A 13,673-nucleotide genomic window follows, 5' to 3' on the forward strand; every position below is an offset into this window, starting at 1 on the left:
CGATCACGATCAACCGAAACGGGTGATCACGATCATTCGGAATCCATGATCACGATCCGCCGAAATGCGTGATCACGTTCGCCGGAATACGCACCATCCTACCCGGGTGGGTCAAATCCAATGTGCTGCCGCTGGGTCATTTTCAACGTGCTGCTGACAACGTCCCGACCACGCCAATCGCTGGAGCGGCACCGTTGACCGGAGTACCCCCTATATCGTTGAGCTGCGTACTCGTGAGAAGTGTTCCGATTGTTGCCTTTCCGATCTGGTAAGAGGCACCGGCGCCGAATACGCGTTGTGATGCGGCTGCCGCGTAGCCGCTAAAGACGGGGCTGGTGATGTTCAATGCGTTGGCAGCAGCTGGCGCATTGCTGGTGGCGCTCGTCCCGAACAACGAGAAATTAGGGTTTTTCGCGAACAGGTACCCTGCACCGAACGCAAAAGGTCCGTTGTTGTACGCAAGCCCCAAAGACATAACCTCATTCTGGGTGAACGCCCCTGCTACGCCCCCAAAGCCCCATGTAAAACCAACACGAAGGCCGCGATACGACGCGCTGGTGCCCAAGACTGCGTTCCCGATATAACCTGCTTCGCGCAGCAACGTCCGTCGTTCGGCCCGGCTCCGGCACACCCTGACTCGTCAAGTTTTGGCTAGCCGAGCAGTCGCTCCGGCACATCGGACGCGCCGTGAGCGAGTTAGCAAAAGGAAATTGGGCGTGTGCGTTCGATGCGAAATGCGCTTCCAGAAGGACGGGGGGAACGTTCTTCGCCATTTGCTGGGTCGATTCGCCCACGAATACCGCACCGCAGAATCTGCGTAGGCGGGGGCGGACGTCTTAACTTGATCCAACTCGGTTGTCCATCGCTGCGCTTATCCTTACGTCGCATCGTGCGACTATAACGGCCATCCATCGGAGAGGCCGTACTTGTCTCGCCGTCCCAAACCTCTCCATAGCCAGGCGTGCGTCCCGCGCCGTTGCCGTCCAACGGTCCGCTCCTGCTCCTCCATTATTGCCGAGGCTAGGCCTTGCGTTGATAACCCGTCTTCAGCGCTTCGATTACAAGTTCGACCGCCCGCGACGATTTACGTCGATTCGGATAATAAGCATGGTGTCCAACGAACGTGGGATACCAGTCTTCAAGCACCCAGCACAACCTGCCAGCACGTACTTTATCCTCAACGAGGTCCTTGGGTACGTATGCAAGCCCAAAGCCGCCGAGCGCTGCCTCGACCATCTGGTATACATTGTTGAACGTGAGTTGCCCTTCAACCCGCACCTTTAGTTCTCGCCGGCCTTTGCGCAATTCCCAGGGAAGCAGCGATTCCCGCGTCGGCAAGCGAAGGTTGATGCAGTTGTGCAGCGTCAAGTCTTGCGGCGTCCTGGCGTGAGGCTTTGACTGCAGGTAGCTCGGCGAGCCGACGACCGTCATCGTCATGTCGGGGGCAATGCGCACTGCAACCATATCTTTGGCCACCTGATCGCCTAACCGTACGCCGATGTCGTATCGATCCGCAACGATGTCAGACAGCCCATAGTCGTTGACCAGTTCGATCTTCAGCTCAGGATACTGACGCAGCAAGGATTGCAACCGTGGCCAGACATATGACTTAGCGGCGTAGTCTGTGGTTGTAATTCGCACGGTCCCGCTTGGCTGGTTCGTCATCGCGCGCAGTGAGTCGACTTCCGCCTCGATTTCTTCGAAACGTGGCGCTATCGCTGACAGTAGCCTATCACCGGCCTCGGTTAGGGAGACGCTGCGGGTCGTGCGCGTTAGAAGCTGCAGGCCCATTCGTCTTTCGAGTCCTGCCACTGTGCGGCTAAGAGCGGATTGCGAGACGCCCATTTGCGCCGCCGCGCGCGTGAAATTGCGTTCGCGCGCTACAGTCATGAAACCGACCAGATCGTTGAAATCCTCCTTCAATTCATGCTCCCATGCATAAGGGCATGCCGATATTGCCATCTTGTCGCATGAATGACCAGCAGTTAGATTATCGTCATGTGGCACTCTGCCCTCAACCACTCCGATGAGGAAGTACATGGAACTTAAACGCGCAGGCTCACAGCCTTCCAGGAAGGGGCCGGAAGAATGGTTCACTGGCACGGTACGTCTCGACCCAATAAACGCGCCCCCTCCGCCGGCGCGCGTCTCCTGCGCAAGCGTTACCTTTGAACCCGGCGCACGAACCAACTGGCATACCCATCCGCTTGGTCAGACCCTCATCGTTACGGCCGGATGCGGCTGGACTCAGTGCGACGGCGAACCCCGCGTCGAAATCCGTGCAGGCGACGTTATCTGGTGCCCGCCCGGACACAAGCATTGGCATGGAGCGACGTCGACGACAGCGATGACGCATATCGCCATCCAGGAGGCACTCGACGGCAAGAACGTCGAATGGCTCGAGAGAGTAACGGACGAGCAATACCTCGGTAGCGGCGAGAGCAAGTGACAAGGCGCACCTCATACATAGCTACGTTCGCATCGATGTCTTCGCGAAGCGGGCGACATAACCGTCATTACTTCAGATGGTCGGCTGGCCGGTAACACAATAATCAACCTTCGCCTAAGCCCGTTGGCTTGGCCGCGTCGAAAGTGCAGAACTGGATGGGAACACATCAACGAAGTGCTTTTCCGCCCTACTACCAAAGCGTTCTGAATATTGCCCGACCGGGTGGAATTCGGCCGCCCGGCCAACCTACCATAGGGGAAAGACTCCATGCCGCATGTCATCGTCAAAGCCTGGCCGGGAAAGACGGAAGAACAGAAGCGACGTCTGGCCGAAGCAATCACCCGCGATGTGATGGACATCCTGGGCTACGGTGAAGAATCCGTCTCGGTCGGATTCGAGGAAATCCCGTCTGACCGATGGAAGAAGGAAGTCTACGGTCCAGACATCGAGGCGCGATCTGAAACGCTGTACAAGAAACCGGGATACAGGATGTAAAGCGATGTACAAGTCACCTCCGGCGGAAGCTGCCAGGCAACCCGTCCTCGCGACGCTGCTGCCGGTGATGACCGCAGTGCTCGCTGGCTTCAGCATCATCGGCGTAGCGCTTCCTGTACTCCCTTTGTATGTGAACAACGATCTCGGCTTCGGGCCGTTCATGATCGGGCTCGTGGCGGGAGCTCAGTTCGCCGCAGCGCTTGTCTCACGCATTTGGGCAGGATCCTTTTCCGACAGGCGCGGTGCCAAACGTGGCGTGCTCGCAGGCCTTGTCGCTGCTGCTGCGGCGGGCCTCCTGTATCTGCTTTCGCTCGCTTTCCAGAGACTGCCGGCGCTGTCCGTCGCAATCCTGCTTGCCGGTCGTGCAATCCTCGGCGGAGCCGAAAGCTTTATCATCACGGGCGGCGTCGCATGGGGGCTCGGACTTGTCGACAGACAGCATGCCGGAAAGGTAATCGCCTGGGTCGGAACAGCAATGTTCGCTGCAATGGCTTTGGGCGGGCCCGTGGGATCCCTGCTATACACATCGCTAGGCTTTTCCGCAGTCGCCCTCATAACCGTCGTGTTGCCAATGATGGTGCTGGCGTACCTGGTCCGGATGCCCGCAGTCACGCCGCACATTCACGGTGAGCACGCCACCTTCGCAACGGTCTTGAAGGCAGTTTGGCTACCGGGTCTGGGCGCAGCACTCTCGAGTATCGGCTACTGCGCAATTCTCGCGTTCAGTTCGCTGTATTTCACTGATATGCACTGGCAACCCGCATGGATGGCCTTTACCGCCTTCGGTGTCGCCCTGATCGCAGCCCGCACAATCGCCGGGCACCTTCCCGACCGGTTCGGAGGCGCGAAAGTCGCCGCCATCTTCGTCATTGTTCAGACGACCGGCCTGCTGCTCATATGGCTGGCCAGGACCACGCTCCTCGCCTCGGCAGGCGCCGCCCTGGCAGGCTTCGGTTATTCTCTTGTCTATCCGGGACTTGGTGCCGAAGCAGTCAGCGGCATCGCACCCAGGAATCGCGGGATGGCGATGGGCATTTTTACAGCTTTCCTCGACGTTGCGATGGCCGTCGGTAGCCCCGCTTTAGGATTCGTCGGCGCACACGGCGGCCTTCGAGTTGTCTTCCTCGCTAGCGCCATCATTGTCGCGTGCGCCGCTGGCGTGGCTACCCGACTCATCCGAAAGCCCGGCGTCGCTATCTAGTTGACCGTCTGGCATGGTGCTCTGCTTTCGAAACAGAGCCTTTCTAGACTGTCGCAGGTGCATCGATGCGGGCGGCGACCCCGCGGCAGACGCGGCCAGCGCTTTCGCTCAGCCACGAATTCGCAACGCATCGAGCACCATCGAGAACGCCGGCGAGGGCTGGCGCCTGCTTGGATAGTACAGGTGATACCCGTCAAACCGCGGACACCAGTCCTCCAGCACGCGAACGAGCCGGCCGGAGACGATATGAGGCATCAGCTCGTCCTCGGGCAGTAGAGTGAGTCCCAGGCCGCCAAGCGCCGCATCGACCTGCGGCTGCGTCGTATTGAAAATCAACTGCCCGTCGACGCGCACGTTTAATTTTTGCCCGCGACGCTCGAAATCCCAGACATAGAGGCCGCCAGAGGTCGGCATGCGCTGATTAATGCAGTTGTGGTGCATCAGGTCCTGCGGTTTCTTCGGGATAGGTCGATTCGCAAAATAGGCTGGAGATCCGACGACTGCCATCCGCAATGCAGGGCCAATGGGCACCGCGATCATGTCTTTATCAATCGTACTACCTAGGCGCACTCCCGCATCAAAGCGGTCGGCCACGATGTCCCGAAACCCGTAGTTGACATCAAACTCCAGCTTGATTTCTGGATATTCCTGAAGCATCGGCGCCAGCTTGGGCAGCAGAATGCTATGCAGCATGTAGTCGCCGCAGGTGATGCGGACTGTTCCGGCCGGTTTTTCGCGCAATTCTGTGAGCGCATCCAGCTCGGCATCGATTTCGTCCAGGCGATGACCGATCGCCTGCAGTAGCCGCTCCCCCGCGGGCGTGGGCGAGACGCTGCGCGTGGTGCGGCTCAGCAGGCGAATCTGCAGGCTTTCCTCCATTGCACGAATCGTTTGACTCAGCGCCGACTGCGTCACGCCCAACGTGGCGGCAGCACGCGTGAAGCTGCCTTCGCGGGCTATTGTTACGAAAGCCAGAAGGTCGTTCAGATTGCGTCGAGCCACGGCAGTATCCCCAGTCTATATACATTAGTGTATCTAATAAGCGCAATCAGCGGTGATTAGCTAGTCAAATGTGCACTGGGTCAGGAAAATAATGGTTGTCGCTTCTGCGTCGGCTGGAACTCGTACTCGATGCAAAGGGCTGAACCATTAGTCCTCGCGTCGGGGCATGGGCGCCTGCAGCCGCGCTTCTCGAATCCCTGGATCGCCAATGTCTACCGAGCTATGTGATACCCCTGCGCGAGAGTTTCCTGCGCAACAGACGTCGCCCACGCAGCCCGCATTCTGGGGTGGCGTTTTCGCCATGACCATCTGCGTCTTCGCTTTGATTGCGTCCGAGTTTATGCCCGTGAGCCTGCTGACGCCGATGGCAACGGATTTTCACGTCACCGAGGGCCTTGCGGGGCGTGGCATCGCAATATCGGGAGCATTTGCTGTCTTGACGAGCCTTTTCATCTCCAGCGTCGCTGGCAGCATGAATCGCAAGACTCTGTTGCTTACGCTGACAGTCTTGATGGCCTTGTCGGGCGCAGTAATCGCCGTCGCGCCGAACTATGTCACGTATATGGTGGGGCGCGCGTTGATTGGTGTAGTGGTCGGCGGATTCTGGTCGATGTCCGCGGCGACCGCCATGCGGCTGGTTCCCGCCGCCGACGTTCCACGTGCCCTCGCCATTTTCAATAGTGGGAACGCGTTGGCCACGGTTATCGCCGCGCCGCTCGGCAGCTATCTGGGCTCGGTCATCGGTTGGCGTGGTGCGTTCTTCTCTCTCGTGCCAATCGCGTTGATTGCGCTTGTCTGGCAATGGAAAAGCTTGCCCGAGATGCCCGTCAACGCGCGACGCGCCCAGTCGGTCAGGATCTTCTCGCTCTTTCGGCGCCGCATCGTGACGCTCGGCATGCTTGCCTCCGGCATGTTCTTCATGGGGCAGTTCGCGCTTTTCACTTATGTCCGGCCGTTTTTGGAGACGGTGACACGCGTCGATGTTTCCACGCTGTCTTTGATCTTGCTCGTGATTGGCATCACGGGATTCATTGGTACAGCGCTGATCGGTGGCGTGCTAAAGCGCAGCTTCTACCCGACTCTTATTGCGATTCCCGTCCTCATGGCGGCAGTCGCGGCCGCACTCATGATTGTCGGCGACCGGACCACTGCCGTGGTCGTGCTGCTCGGATCATGGGGGCTACTTGCGACCGCTGCTCCAGTCGGCTGGTGGGGCTGGGTTGCCAGAACGTTTCCCGATAACGCGGAAGCCGGCGGCGGGCTGCTGGTCGCCATCGTGCAACTGGCTATTGCGTCCGGTTCCACCGGAGGGGGCCTGCTCTTCGACAGTCACGGCTACCGCGGGACCTTTCTCGCAAGTGTCGTGCTGTTGCTGATTACGGCTTTCCTGACTTTCCTGACGTCCCGCTCCGACACCGCGTCGGCGAGTTGATCAACCAATTACGAGGGTTCAAATCATGACGGTCAAAGCATACGGAGCCTATGCCGGCGACAAAGCTCTTGAATCGATGGACATCGTCCGCCGCGCGCCGGGCGCGCACGACGTGAAAATCGACATCGCGTTCTGTGGTGTCTGCCATTCCGACATCCATCAGGTACGCGCCGAGTGGGCTGGCACGCTGTTTCCCTGTGTGCCGGGACACGAAATCGTCGGGCGTGTTTCGGCGGTCGGCGCAAATGTGTCGGGCTTCAAGGTGGGCGAGCTCGTCGGAGTTGGCTGCATCGTTGACAGTTGCAGGCACTGCGCAGATTGCGACGAAGGGCTGGAGAACTATTGCGACCACATGGTCGGCACGTATAACGGGCCGACGGCTGACGCGCCCGGTCACACTCTGGGCGGCTATTCGCAAGAGATCGTGGTGCATGAGCGCTATGTTCTGCGCATCCGGCACGACGAAGCGCAACTCGCCGCAGTCGCACCGTTGCTCTGCGCAGGGATTACGACGTATTCCCCGCTGCGTCACTGGAAGGTGGGGCCTGGACACAAGGTCGGCATCGTGGGTATCGGCGGGCTGGGCCATATGGGCATCAAGCTGGCCAATGCAATGGGCGCATATGTGGTGGCGTTCACGACCTCCGGGTCGAAGCGCGAAGCAGCCAAAGCGCTGGGGGCGCATGAGGTGGTAGTGTCGCGTAACGCCGATGAAATGTCCGCGCATGCAAAGAGCCTCGACTTCATTCTCAACACGGTAGCGGCTCCGCATGATCTTGATGCGTTCTTCACCCTTCTCAAGCGCGACGGCACCATGACCCTGGTGGGCGCGCCCGCTTCGCCGCATCCTTCACCGCAGGTCTTCAACCTGATCATGAAGCGGCGCAGCCTGGCCGGTTCGATGATTGGCGGCATTCCGGAGACACAGGAGATGCTCGATTTCTGTGCCGAGCATGGCATCGTCTCCGACATTGAGATGATCCGCGCCGACCAGATCAACGACGCGTACGAACGCATGCTGAAGGGCGATGTGAAATACCGCTTCGTCATTGACAGCTCGTCGCTGGCTCAGTGACCCATCGATTCAGACCGCGGATTCGTTTTGAAACATCGGAGCTTGAGCTATGGAATACAAGCATCTTGGACGAACAGGCCTGAAAATCAGCCGGCTCGCGCTCGGCACCATGAACTTCGGCGAACTGACCGATGAAGCCACCAGCTTTGCGATCATGGACGAAGCACTGGGCGCGGGCATCAACTTCTTTGATACCGCGGATGTCTATGGCGGCCCACAGGCGCCGGATATGGACAAAGGCTACGGCGTTTCAGAAGATATCATCGGCCGTTGGCTCGCTCAGGGCGGTGGCCGTCGCGAGCGGATCGTGCTCGCGACCAAGGTCTATCAGCCGATGGACACCGGGCCAAATGACCGGCGCCTGTCCGCTTATCACATTCGTCGCGCGTGTGAGGCGAGCCTGCGCCGGCTCAAGACCGATCACATCGACCTCTACCAGATGCATCATGTCGATCGCTTCACACCGTGGGACGAGATCTGGCAGGCGATGGAGACACTCATCCGCGACGGCAAAATCACCTATGTCGGCAGCAGCAACTTCGCCGGCTGGCATATCGCGACGGCGCAATGCACGGCTGCGTCACGCAATTTACTGGGGCTTGCCTCCGAGCAGAGTCTGTACAACCTGACGCAGCGCGCGATCGAACTGGAAGTGATCCCAGCTCTCCGGCACTTTGGTATTGGCCTCATTCCCTGGAGCCCAATCGGCATGGGCTTGCTCGGAGGTGTGCTGAAGAAGCTGGCCGACGGGAGACGAGCGACTGCGCAACTTCAGCAGCAGATTGACGAACTGCGTCCGCAGCTCGAAGCCTACGAAGCGCTGTGTGCACAGTTGAACGAGGCCCCATCGGACGTTGCGCTTGCCTGGCTGCTTCACAACCCTGCAGTGACGGCTGCCATTAGCGGCCCACGGACGGTGGAGCAACTGCGCCAAAACCTTAGGGCGCCGTCGCTTACGCTCTCGGCTGAAACACTTGCCAAGCTTGATGCGATCTGGCCAGGTCCCGGTGGAGAAGCACCCGAGGCATATGCGTGGTAAGGATGCAACATAGCGTCTAACGACGATACACGACTGGGCATATTTCGTCGGCATGCTCCGATTTCAAAGGGAAATTATCGGTGTCAGCGGATTCCAGCGGCTACAGGGCTTCAAGACCGATGGCTCGATGCACTGCTTTTGCGTTGCGAGCCTGCCATGCGTTCTGCGAATAGTTCGACTATCACCTGGCGCAGCCACGCCAAACCGACGGCCGTCTTATTCCAGCTGTCCAGAAGCAATGCGTTTCCAGTACAGCAAGCTTGTAGGGAGCCGTCGCAACATAGTCGGAACCTGCCGCAATGAACAGTGCCGTAACGAAGTTCGACACCTGGTCGTGCGACGCTACTTTAATCGGCATGCGTGCGATTGAAGGGCGCCGTTTTGCGCATCACTTTGTCCAAGGCGTCTGTAGGCCCATTCTGGTGTGGTTTTTCCGTCAGTGGAGGCTGCCATATTGCGCGCACCGGAATCACGACGAGCATGCAGAAGCTTGACCAGGGGAAGGTCATTGGGGCGGTTACCGAGGCACGCCTGATGACCTGACGCGCCGTTGCACGCGTGGTGGAGTCGGCGCGGTTTCGAACAGCTCGCGAGGCGATACGGCCACGAAGGCGTCGCCTGCCTCGTGTCGCGGCCAAGCAGCACGCGTGACAATCGGCAGTTGCTGCAGCTGGTACTTGACCGGGCGCGTGGACTGATCCGCGAGGACGCGACCGGCCGACTGAGGCCCCCTTACCTCACGATGAGGGCAACGACGTTCAGCTATTTCGAGGCAACGCGCGTATCTGGAGCGGTACGGCGGCCGGTCGCGTTCTGCAGCGCCGGGGCCCGCGTGTTCCGCAGTACCGCCTCCCAGAAGAAGGCGCAGCGTCACGCACTTTTGGCCGAGCGATATACGCACTGAACATCGACACGTGGTGCGCCAATAACAGTGCCGCCAACAGCCGCGTCGAGCGCGCGTCTGACGCTGCAGGACCGGCTTCCATGAAAAAATCGCGGCTGCCAGGCAGGCCTGGCGTAACACCAGGCCAGCACCCTCGGACGGAAGGATCGTCTGTTCCGTATCACGAGGTATCTGCGCATGCTGCTGATGCACGGCACCGATCGGTTATCCAACAATCCGCGAAGCAACTGGATCCGATCACCAATGGAGATTCGGGGTTCAGGCGAGGCAAGGAACAAACATCGACGCCGTCGAACTGCAACTTGAGAGGTCCGGCGTGTCCGGACGGGACCCGAGGACCGTTATTCTTGCCAACACAATTCAAAAGCTGACGACATCACAGTTTTCAAGCTCAAATCGTCCGCCTTAAGACGACCGGTTTTCCACCCATCGTCTGTTTCGTCATCCACGCGGCGAGCGCCGAATCCAGGTAGTCGGCGTGCCCCGGAAACCAGTTGTACAGATGCATGCCGATATCATGCACCAGCCCACAACCGGCCTGCCCTGCTTCGACCGCTGCTTTAACGTCTCGGACTGACTTCAGCACGGCTTCGTGCTCATCGATGTGACAGTCGCGCGGGGGAAAGTTTGTCGTGCGCATCCATTCGTCTTCCTGTTCGAAATGGCTGACGGCGTGTTTTTCGAATTCCTCGATCGCGGCAAGGGCGCTCGCATCGGTGCAAGTCACGAGCCGTAGCGCGACTTCGTAGAATTCCTTGTGCACGTCATCCATCGGTGTGAAGCCGAGTAGCCGTGCGTCTGACCACACAAGGCTGTTGTCACTCTCCCGCACAGGGGCTTCGACGTCTTTCAATACAGAGTCTGTCATGTTCGAGCAATCCGGCTTTATCAACAGCTATATCATAGCCCGTCGCCGCGATCTTGAGGACCAGTCGCCACTTGCCGTTGGACGTACGACGTTCATCTCCTGCCTGCGGAGCACCACGGAGACCGCATCGACGAGGAACCCAGCATGTTTATATTAGGGATCGATAATCGTCATTCAGCCGAACTCCCGACCTACGTACTTTCCCGGATGCCTCAAAAAGGTTCTTGCCAATTTAACTAGATCTCTAATATAGTTGAGCGACACCTGTTGATAAGGCGATCTTTCGCCGGGAGACATTACATGCTGACCCACCAAGAAAACGAATTGCTGTGCCGCGTCGAAGGCGATGCCCCGATGGGCCAGCTGATGCGCCGACACTGGACGCCGGTTTGCCTCATCGAAGAGGTCAGCGAGCCGGACGGCGCGCCGGTCAAAGCGCGCGTGTTCGGCGAAGACCTGGTCGTATTCCGGGACTCGGAAGGCAACGTTGGCGTGCTCGACGAGTATTGTCCGCACCGTCGTGCGTCGCTGGTCTACGGCCGCAACGAAGACTCCGGCCTGCGCTGCCTGTATCACGGCTGGAAGTTTGACGTCGCAGGCAATGTGCTTGAAATGGTGTCCGAGCCGGCAGCGAGTAGCATGACCGACAAGGTCAAGCACAAGGCCTATCCCGTGCAGGAATGGGGCGGCATGGTGTGGGCTTATATGGGTCCGCAAGACGCCATCCCCGAATTCGTGCCGCCGGCCTGGGCGCCGACCGCCGACACCCGCGTGAGCATCGCGAAAGCACTGCTGCCGTGCAACTGGGCGCAAATCCTCGAAGGCGCGATCGATTCCGCGCACAGCTCGAGCCTGCATTCGTCCGACTTCGTGCCGGCACGCGTTGGCGGCGCCGAAGCGACTGACAAGAACTGGCTGCGCCCCTCCACCGACAAGGCCCCCCGCCTGCAGGTCGAGCGCACCGACTACGGCTTCCGTTACGCCGCGCTGCGCCGCCCGATCTTCAACGCCAACACGCACGACTACGTCCGCTGCACGGTGTTCGTGGCGCCGGGAACGGTGCTGATTCCGCCGAACAATCTGTACAACGTTGCGAACATCAACGTGCCGATGGACGACACGAACACCGCGTTCTATTTCATCGCCTGGGGCGATCCAGAGACGACGCCGGAAAACGAAACGTGGCGCAAGTTCCTGCGTCAGCAGGTCGGTGTTGACCTCGATCAGTACTATCGCCCGTTGCGCAATCACGACAACCGCTTCTGGCAGGACCGCCAGGCGATGAAGGCTGGCAATTTCACAGGTATTTCGGGCTTCCCGAACCAGGACATCGCGATGTGGGTCACGATGGGTCCGATTGCGAACCGCTCGGACGAGCGCCTCGGCGGAAGCGATCTCGCCATCGTCGAATTCCGTCGCCGCATGCTCGATGCAATCACCGAGTTCCAGCAGGGCGACGGCACCATCGGCACGGGTGCGAAGGCAATTCCCAGGGAGGTCTGCTCGTACCAGGCTGTCGTGCCGAAGGAAATTGACTGGCGCACGTACGCGGCGCGTTACGTCAGCAAGAAGAATCCGGAACCGGCCGACCAGCCGTCGGCGCTCGCAACGGACTATCAAGTCAAGCAATAACGGGAGGCACACGGCCATGGAGCAGCGCCGTTTGCGCATCGGGGTCGCGGGACTGGGACGGGCATTCTCGCTGATGCTACCGACCTTCCTGCGCGACTCCAGAGTCCAGCTCGTCGCTGCGTGCGATCCGCGTGACGAAGCGCGGCGGCAGTTCGCCGCCGACTTCGCTGCGCCCACCTACGCGGACGTGGCGGAGCTGGCGAATGATCCCAACGTCGAGATCATCTACGTTGCAAGTCCGCACCAGTTCCACGCGCAGCACACTGAAATTGCCGCGGCAAAAGGCAAACACGTGCTGGTCGAAAAGCCGATGGCGCTCGCCGCTGCGGACTGCGACCGGATGATTGCTGCATGCCGCGCAGCGAACGTGCATCTGATCGTCGGCCATTGCCACAGTTTCGACACGCCGTACCTGCGTACACGGGAATTGATCAGTCTTGGCGATTTCGGCGCGGTGAAAATGATCCAGGCCGTCAACTATACCGACTACCTGTACCGTCCCCGCCGGCCGGAAGAGCTGGCGACAGCCGAAGGCGGGGGCGCCGTCTTCAGCCAGGCAGCTCACCAGGTCGACATCGTGCGAATGCTCGCCGGCTCGCGCGCGACGCGGCTTCGGGCCAGTGTGGGACGGTGGGATCCGTCACGCCCGACCGAAGGTGCTTATTCCGCGCTGATCTGGTTCGAGAATGGTGCTTATGCGTCGCTCTCGTACAACGGTTATGGCCACTTCAACACTGACGAGTGGAGCGGCTGGATCGGTGAAATGGGCGATCGTACGAGCCCTGACACGTACGGGAGCGCGCGCCGCCGTCTGGAAACGCTCGCATCCTCCAGTGACGAGGCCAGGCTCAAGGCCGCCGGCACCTACGGCGGATCGGCATACAAACCGCCGACAGCCACCGCTGACGAGCCGCAGCGATTTCATCAGCATTTCGGTCCGGTGATCGTCTCATGCGAACGCGCCGACCTGCGACCGCTGCCCGACTCGATCGTCGTCTACGGCGATGAGCTTCGGGAAACGCTGCCGCTGGCTGCACCCGCCGTGCCGCGCGCGGAGGTCATTGACGAGTTATATGGCGCGGTCGTTGACGGACGTGGGCCACTACACGATGGCGAGTGGGCGAAGGGTACGCTGGAAATTTGTATAGCGATTCTGAAGTCGAGTGATACAGGCACAGATGTAACGCTTTGATAGTCCTGGGTAAGCGCACAAGCCCTCGTTTTGAACTGAGCCGTCTACAGTTAAAGCGAGGGACTTTTTTGTCTGCGCTTCCGGCCCTCTGGACCGGCGGAAATCCGGTAATCGGCGCCGACCCCGACCTTTAGGGGAGGTATCCGGAATTCCGTGTGTGAGGCGGGTTGAGATTCAGATTCCAATGTTGAATCGTTCCGGGTAAAGCAGCGCGAACTGGGTCATCGCGCTCTTCCAATCGTGCCGAGAGCCGGTCCACTTGGCCACGACGTTGCGCAGCGCCAGCCAGATCAGTTTGAGCGCGGCCTCGTCCGACGGGAAGTGGCCGCGCGCCTTGATGATCTTTCGAAGCTGCATGTGCAGCGACTCGATCGCGTTGGTCGT

At 59.8% G+C, this 13,673-nt stretch carries 13 protein-coding genes; 8 read left to right on the top strand and 5 right to left on the bottom strand.

Features of this window, described 5'->3' with window-relative positions; all coding sequences use genetic code 11:
- Positions 1-142: 142 nt before the first annotated feature.
- Complete coding sequence (locus DFS13_RS40100; protein ID WP_134163192.1) at positions 143-601, bottom strand: hypothetical protein; 459 nt, start codon at positions 599-601, stop codon at positions 143-145.
- A gap of 419 nt (positions 602-1,020) precedes the next feature.
- Complete coding sequence (locus DFS13_RS38930; protein ID WP_044582753.1) at positions 1,021-1,962, bottom strand: LysR family transcriptional regulator; 942 nt, start codon at positions 1,960-1,962, stop codon at positions 1,021-1,023.
- 76 nt (positions 1,963-2,038) lie between these two features.
- Here DFS13_RS38930 and DFS13_RS38935 point away from each other — a divergent pair, with 76 nt between their 5' ends.
- The 3 genes from DFS13_RS38935 (at position 2,039) to DFS13_RS38945 (ending at position 4,145) form a co-directional block, all read left to right on the top strand.
- On the top strand, positions 2,039-2,449 hold the full coding sequence (locus tag DFS13_RS38935; protein ID WP_011881614.1) for a cupin domain-containing protein: 411 nt from the start codon (positions 2,039-2,041) through the stop codon (positions 2,447-2,449).
- A 267-nt stretch (positions 2,450-2,716) separates the two neighbouring features.
- Positions 2,717-2,944 (top strand): tautomerase family protein, encoded by a 228-nt coding sequence (locus DFS13_RS38940; RefSeq protein ID WP_011881613.1) that lies wholly within the window; start codon positions 2,717-2,719, stop codon positions 2,942-2,944.
- A gap of 4 nt (positions 2,945-2,948) precedes the next feature.
- Complete coding sequence (locus DFS13_RS38945) at positions 2,949-4,145, top strand: MFS transporter (RefSeq protein WP_011881612.1); 1,197 nt, start codon at positions 2,949-2,951, stop codon at positions 4,143-4,145.
- Between the two features lie 108 nt (positions 4,146-4,253).
- Here the strand turns inward: DFS13_RS38945 and DFS13_RS38950 are convergent, their stop codons facing one another.
- On the bottom strand, positions 4,254-5,147 hold the full coding sequence (locus DFS13_RS38950; protein WP_011881611.1) for a LysR family transcriptional regulator: 894 nt from the start codon (positions 5,145-5,147) through the stop codon (positions 4,254-4,256).
- A 301-nt stretch (positions 5,148-5,448) separates the two neighbouring features.
- Here DFS13_RS38950 and DFS13_RS38955 point away from each other — a divergent pair, with 301 nt between their 5' ends.
- From DFS13_RS38955 to DFS13_RS38965, 3 genes are read left to right on the top strand one after another with little or no spacing between them, the layout of a single operon-like run.
- Positions 5,449-6,579, top strand: a complete 1,131-nt coding sequence (locus tag DFS13_RS38955; RefSeq protein ID WP_111442876.1) for an MFS transporter — start codon at positions 5,449-5,451, stop codon at positions 6,577-6,579.
- A gap of 25 nt (positions 6,580-6,604) precedes the next feature.
- Positions 6,605-7,654 (top strand): NAD(P)-dependent alcohol dehydrogenase, encoded by a 1,050-nt coding sequence (locus DFS13_RS38960; protein ID WP_012217396.1) that lies wholly within the window; start codon positions 6,605-6,607, stop codon positions 7,652-7,654.
- Positions 7,655-7,703: 49 nt separating this feature from the next.
- Entirely contained in the window at positions 7,704-8,693 is a 990-nt protein-coding gene (locus DFS13_RS38965) for an aldo/keto reductase (protein WP_011881608.1), read from the top strand.
- Positions 8,694-9,988: 1,295 nt separating this feature from the next.
- Here DFS13_RS38965 and DFS13_RS38975 read toward each other — a convergent pair.
- Positions 9,989-10,465 carry a bacteriohemerythrin gene (locus DFS13_RS38975; RefSeq protein ID WP_011881605.1) on the bottom strand — a complete coding sequence of 159 codons (477 nt, stop codon included), beginning with the start codon at positions 10,463-10,465 and terminating at the stop codon, positions 9,989-9,991.
- 300 nt (positions 10,466-10,765) lie between these two features.
- Between DFS13_RS38975 and DFS13_RS38980 the strand changes: the two genes are divergently transcribed.
- Both DFS13_RS38980 and DFS13_RS38985 read left to right on the top strand, forming a co-directional pair.
- Complete coding sequence (locus DFS13_RS38980; protein ID WP_011881604.1) at positions 10,766-12,097, top strand: Rieske 2Fe-2S domain-containing protein; 1,332 nt, start codon at positions 10,766-10,768, stop codon at positions 12,095-12,097.
- A 16-nt stretch (positions 12,098-12,113) separates the two neighbouring features.
- The gene (locus DFS13_RS38985) at positions 12,114-13,289 is read left to right on the top strand and encodes a Gfo/Idh/MocA family protein (RefSeq protein WP_011881603.1); all 1,176 of its coding nucleotides are present in this window, start codon (positions 12,114-12,116) and stop codon (positions 13,287-13,289) included.
- Positions 13,290-13,463: 174 nt separating this feature from the next.
- Here the strand turns inward: DFS13_RS38985 and DFS13_RS38990 are convergent.
- Positions 13,464-13,673: transposase (locus tag DFS13_RS38990; RefSeq protein WP_134163193.1), on the bottom strand; the 210-nt coding region annotated here is incomplete at its 5' end.

This window comes from Burkholderia sp. 28_3, from assembly GCF_003253915.1.
Lineage (GTDB): Bacteria > Pseudomonadota > Gammaproteobacteria > Burkholderiales > Burkholderiaceae > Burkholderia > Burkholderia cenocepacia.

Excerpts from the sequence above, each read along its gene's own strand:
- DFS13_RS38930 (WP_044582753.1), bottom strand. The coding sequence starts at position 1,962 with ATGGCAATATCGGCATGCCCTTATGCATGGGAGCATGAATTGAAGGAG.
- DFS13_RS38935 (WP_011881614.1), top strand. The coding sequence starts at position 2,039 with ATGGAACTTAAACGCGCAGGCTCACAGCCTTCCAGGAAGGGGCCGGAA.
- DFS13_RS38940 (WP_011881613.1), top strand. The coding sequence starts at position 2,717 with ATGCCGCATGTCATCGTCAAAGCCTGGCCGGGAAAGACGGAAGAACAG.
- DFS13_RS38945 (WP_011881612.1), top strand. The coding sequence starts at position 2,949 with ATGTACAAGTCACCTCCGGCGGAAGCTGCCAGGCAACCCGTCCTCGCG.
- DFS13_RS38955 (WP_111442876.1), top strand. The coding sequence starts at position 5,449 with ATGACCATCTGCGTCTTCGCTTTGATTGCGTCCGAGTTTATGCCCGTG.
- DFS13_RS38960 (WP_012217396.1), top strand. The coding sequence starts at position 6,605 with ATGACGGTCAAAGCATACGGAGCCTATGCCGGCGACAAAGCTCTTGAA.
- DFS13_RS38965 (WP_011881608.1), top strand. The coding sequence starts at position 7,704 with ATGGAATACAAGCATCTTGGACGAACAGGCCTGAAAATCAGCCGGCTC.
- DFS13_RS38975 (WP_011881605.1), bottom strand. The coding sequence starts at position 10,465 with ATGACAGACTCTGTATTGAAAGACGTCGAAGCCCCTGTGCGGGAGAGT.
- DFS13_RS38980 (WP_011881604.1), top strand. The coding sequence starts at position 10,766 with ATGCTGACCCACCAAGAAAACGAATTGCTGTGCCGCGTCGAAGGCGAT.
- DFS13_RS38985 (WP_011881603.1), top strand. The coding sequence starts at position 12,114 with ATGGAGCAGCGCCGTTTGCGCATCGGGGTCGCGGGACTGGGACGGGCA.